A 3,593-nucleotide genomic window follows, 5' to 3' on the forward strand; every position below is an offset into this window, starting at 1 on the left:
GGATGCCTGTCACGCGCGCGCGGTCAGGGCTGCGCACGAAGATGAATCCGTTGTCGTAGATGGCGTCGATCTGGTCGAGCAGCGGAGCGTCGTGGTCGACGACGACGGCGGGCACGGTCGCCTCGGCCAGGGTCGGGTGGTCACCGGAGATATGGGCTCGGCCGATCGATTCCCAGGTGATCGCGCCGTGATAGGTCCCGTCCTGATCGATGACGGCGAGTTGCGAGAACTGATGACGCACCATCGTCGTCTTCGCGACGGTCAGGTTCACATGCGAGGGCACCGACTTCAGCGTCGCGGGCAGATCCCCCAGCCGACGGGTCATCGGTTCCGGGTCGGAGACGTTCTCCACCGCGCTGGAATCCCGTTGCCGGACTTCACTGTCCGCCGCGAGATCGGCGACCGTGTCGGGCTCGGCATCGAGTGGCACGATGGTGACGATGTCGCTGAGCGCACCCTCGGTGAACGGCGGCCGGGTGGTGAGCCCGTTCTCGGCGAGGGCGGATTTGATCACCTCGATCGCCGCCGCGGTACGCCGCTCGAACTGCCAGTGCTCGAGCAGACTGCGGATGGTGAGTTGACGGGGATTGCCCGCAGCATGGGAACTCGCCTCGGCGAGCAGCTGGACCGAATCGGTGGCCACCTCGTCACTGTCGAATCCGGGATCCGTCCCGAACTCGGCCAGATGGGCGATGCGAGCGGCCGCATGATTGCGGTGGATTCCGCAGACGGTGAGCAACGAGCCGAGACTGGCGCGCAGGTCGGGCCGCAACGCCTCCCACACGATGTCGGTTCGCAGCCAGTCGACCTTCCTGACCTGGCGGAATTCCTCGGGCTCGGCCTCGCGATACTCGTACTGGCCGACCACCCGCCCGATCGCGACATAGCCGGTTTGCAGCTTCAGTGGCATGACAACCAGGTCGTCGTTCGCGATCTCGGTGCCGGATTTCCAGAGTTGCCCAGCCCAGTTGCCGACCACATTGGGGGTAGCGAGGGGATACTTCTCGCGCAGTGCTGCCTTGAGATCTTCCCAGGTTCGATAGCGGCTGAGGTCGCCCATTTCGTCCCAGCCGATGATGGCCAGGCCCTCGTCGAGTGCGCGGTGTTCGCGCTGGCCGTCGCGGCCAGACCGGATGAGCCACGCGCGCGGGTTGTCGTACACAGTTCTGATCCTCCCAGTTCAGTCCGACAGGTAGGCGACCCAGAGATAGTCGCGGGCGCGGCTGGTGGCGACGAGTAGCTGTCTGGCGAGCATCTCGGCTCGGTCCCTGGCGCCGCCGGACAGCGCGTCCAGGTCGGTCGGTGGTTCCTCGGTGATATGAAAGACGGCGGCGAAGTCCATCCCTTTCGCGCGGCGTACCGTGCCGACTTTGACCGGTTCGACCTGCGAGCCGTCGTAGTTCTCCAGCGAGACAGCCTTGATGTCCGCTCGGCGCAGCACCCGCAGGTATCGCGTGACCTCGCTCGGCCAGTTGACGATCACGGCGATCTCGGCCCCCGGCGGCAGATGTGCGTCACGGAGCGCGCGGGGGAGTAGCCCGTCGATGTCGCGACGGGGGATGTGAACGTCGGCTGCCCGACCGTCCGGCAGCGTGGGATCGCTGTCACGAAGGATGACGCCGGCCCCGCCATCGAGATCATCGACGGTGTTGCCCGCCTCGATACGTTGTGAATACCGCAGCACCGCTTCACGATTGCGGTAGTTTTTCCGCAGCACGCGACCACGCCCACCGGCGAGCGGGATCCCGGCCTCGGACAGGGTGCAACCCCCGGCGTAGACCTGCTGCTGTCCGTCGCCGACCAGCAGCAGCTGTGCGTCGGGGCCGCCGCCCGCTATCTGGTGCACCAGCTGCAGTTGCCGAAGTGTGAAGTCCTGCACTTCGTCGACGACGACCATGGCGTACGCCTCGGTGCTGTCGAGCGGGCGGGCTCGAAGTTCGTCGACGGCGAGGGAGATGACATCGTTGAAGTCGTGAGCATGCCGCGCGTCCAGGACTTCCTGGTAGGGCTGATACCAGTGCTCCCAGACGAATTGACGGCGGGTCGACCGCAGGCTGATTCCCTCGCGACCCACCCGCTGCACGCGCTTGTACGACTCCAGATCGGTGATCCCGCGGCCCTTGATGACCCGATTGATCTCGTCCTGCCAGTAGCCGTGGTCGGTGCCCTCGACCCGCCCCAACACGCCGCGGGCACCTTGCCACGACTTGGCGAACGCGGCATCGACGGCTTTGTCGTTCAACCGGAATGCGACATCACGGCGGTCCAGGAACGCCATCGCCCACGCATGCAGCCCGGTGAACTCGGCGCGCCCGGCGGCGTGTGGCGCGATCTGCGCGAAGCCTCGCTCATGGTAGGCGGGCAGGCTCTTGACGAATGTCGTGAAGAGCAGTCTCCCAGGGTTGCGCTTGGCGAAGTGCGCCATGCGCTGCAACGCGACGACCGACTTTCCGGTGCCCGCCGGACCGCTGAACCGGGCAGGGCCGGTGAAGGTGGCGTGGACGAGCGGCACCTGATCGGGGTCGAGGAACGTCATCCAGTCGCTGAACGGTCTGGCAAGCGCGGAGGATCTCGCGTCCTCGCGGAGGTCGTCCTGGTCGAATAGGCTACCGGCGTCGATGGTTTCGGCCTCGGGGGCATCGTCGGCACAGAGGTAGCGATGCGTGGGGAGCTTCTCCGCAGCGGTCGCCGCGAGCTCGCTGACCCGTTCAGCGCGCATCCGCTTCTCACGACGGGCCAGCGTCTCGACGAAACCCGCCTCGTCGACGACGAGATAGCGGCCGTCCGAGGTAGCCCGCGCGCCGCGCGGCATGAGCAGCACGACATCGACGGAATGCGGTACGAATTGGGCCCCGCCGACAACGAGCCTGGCGAAGGTCCGTTCGGCCTCGCCGCGGATCTTCAGGACCTCGGCCGAGCTGGGCAGCGCTTCGGTGAACACGAGTGCGAATACCCCCGTGCGCCCCAGCGCGTACGCCGCGATCCGATCGGGCACGGGCGAACCGCTGTCCACGAGCAGATGCCAGCCACGCACAGTGAGCAGCCCTGCCAGGAACCGACGCTGCCCCGGTGTCAACTGTCGCTGTTCGGCGAGTGTGCGCTCCGCCCACCGTGCTACCCGCTCGCGATGAATATTCGGCATCGATCCCCCTCCGGATGCCGGCTCCGCACAGCTGATGGAGCCGTAATGCGTTGAGTACCAACATAGTTGACATCGGCTGTGCAGGCATGTGGATCGGCGCCCGCGCTGGGGGCGGGCTTGCCTGCTGATCTGTTGCACTGCCGCGAGCCTCGGCCCGACCGCGGTCATGCGATCGACGTATTTCCAGCCGTGTGCTCCGTCGTGCCAAGCTGTCCGGTTCGCTTCCGTACGAGGGGATTCTGTTCATGCAACGTCATCTGGCACCTGTCGCCGTCTTGGCCGTTCTGGCCGGTGTAACCGGGTGCGGGAGCGTCGATTCGCCGACTACACCAGCCGCCGCGTCCGCGGCATTATCCGAAATCGTCGCGCTGCAGTTCGTTCCGCTGGCCCAGGACGAAAGCGCCCCGATGGACGCGCCGCGCTTCGTCACCCCGGCACCGCCCTGGCGCCC

General features: G+C 66.6%; 2 protein-coding genes and 1 pseudogene. 1 reads left to right on the forward strand and 2 read right to left on the reverse strand.

All coding sequences use genetic code 11. The annotated features are described in order from the left end of the window. Together ACFWF3_RS28450 and ACFWF3_RS28455 are read right to left on the reverse strand one after the other, a co-directional pair. Window positions 1-1,162 (reverse strand): annotated as a pseudogene (locus ACFWF3_RS28450) (hypothetical protein); the annotation flags it as partial. Between the two features lie 18 nt (window positions 1,163-1,180). Next, on the reverse strand, window positions 1,181-3,142 hold the full coding sequence (locus ACFWF3_RS28455; RefSeq protein WP_379316555.1) for a UvrD-helicase domain-containing protein: 1,962 nt from the start codon (window positions 3,140-3,142) through the stop codon (window positions 1,181-1,183). A 245-nt stretch (window positions 3,143-3,387) separates the two neighbouring features. Here ACFWF3_RS28455 and ACFWF3_RS28460 point away from each other — a divergent pair. Continuing rightward, a partial coding sequence (locus tag ACFWF3_RS28460) for a hypothetical protein (protein ID WP_379316557.1) occupies window positions 3,388-3,593 on the forward strand: 206 nt, incomplete at its 3' end.

Source organism: Nocardia sp. NPDC060220, assembly GCF_042727815.1.
In the GTDB taxonomy this organism is placed as follows: Bacteria; Actinomycetota; Actinomycetes; order Mycobacteriales; family Mycobacteriaceae; genus Nocardia.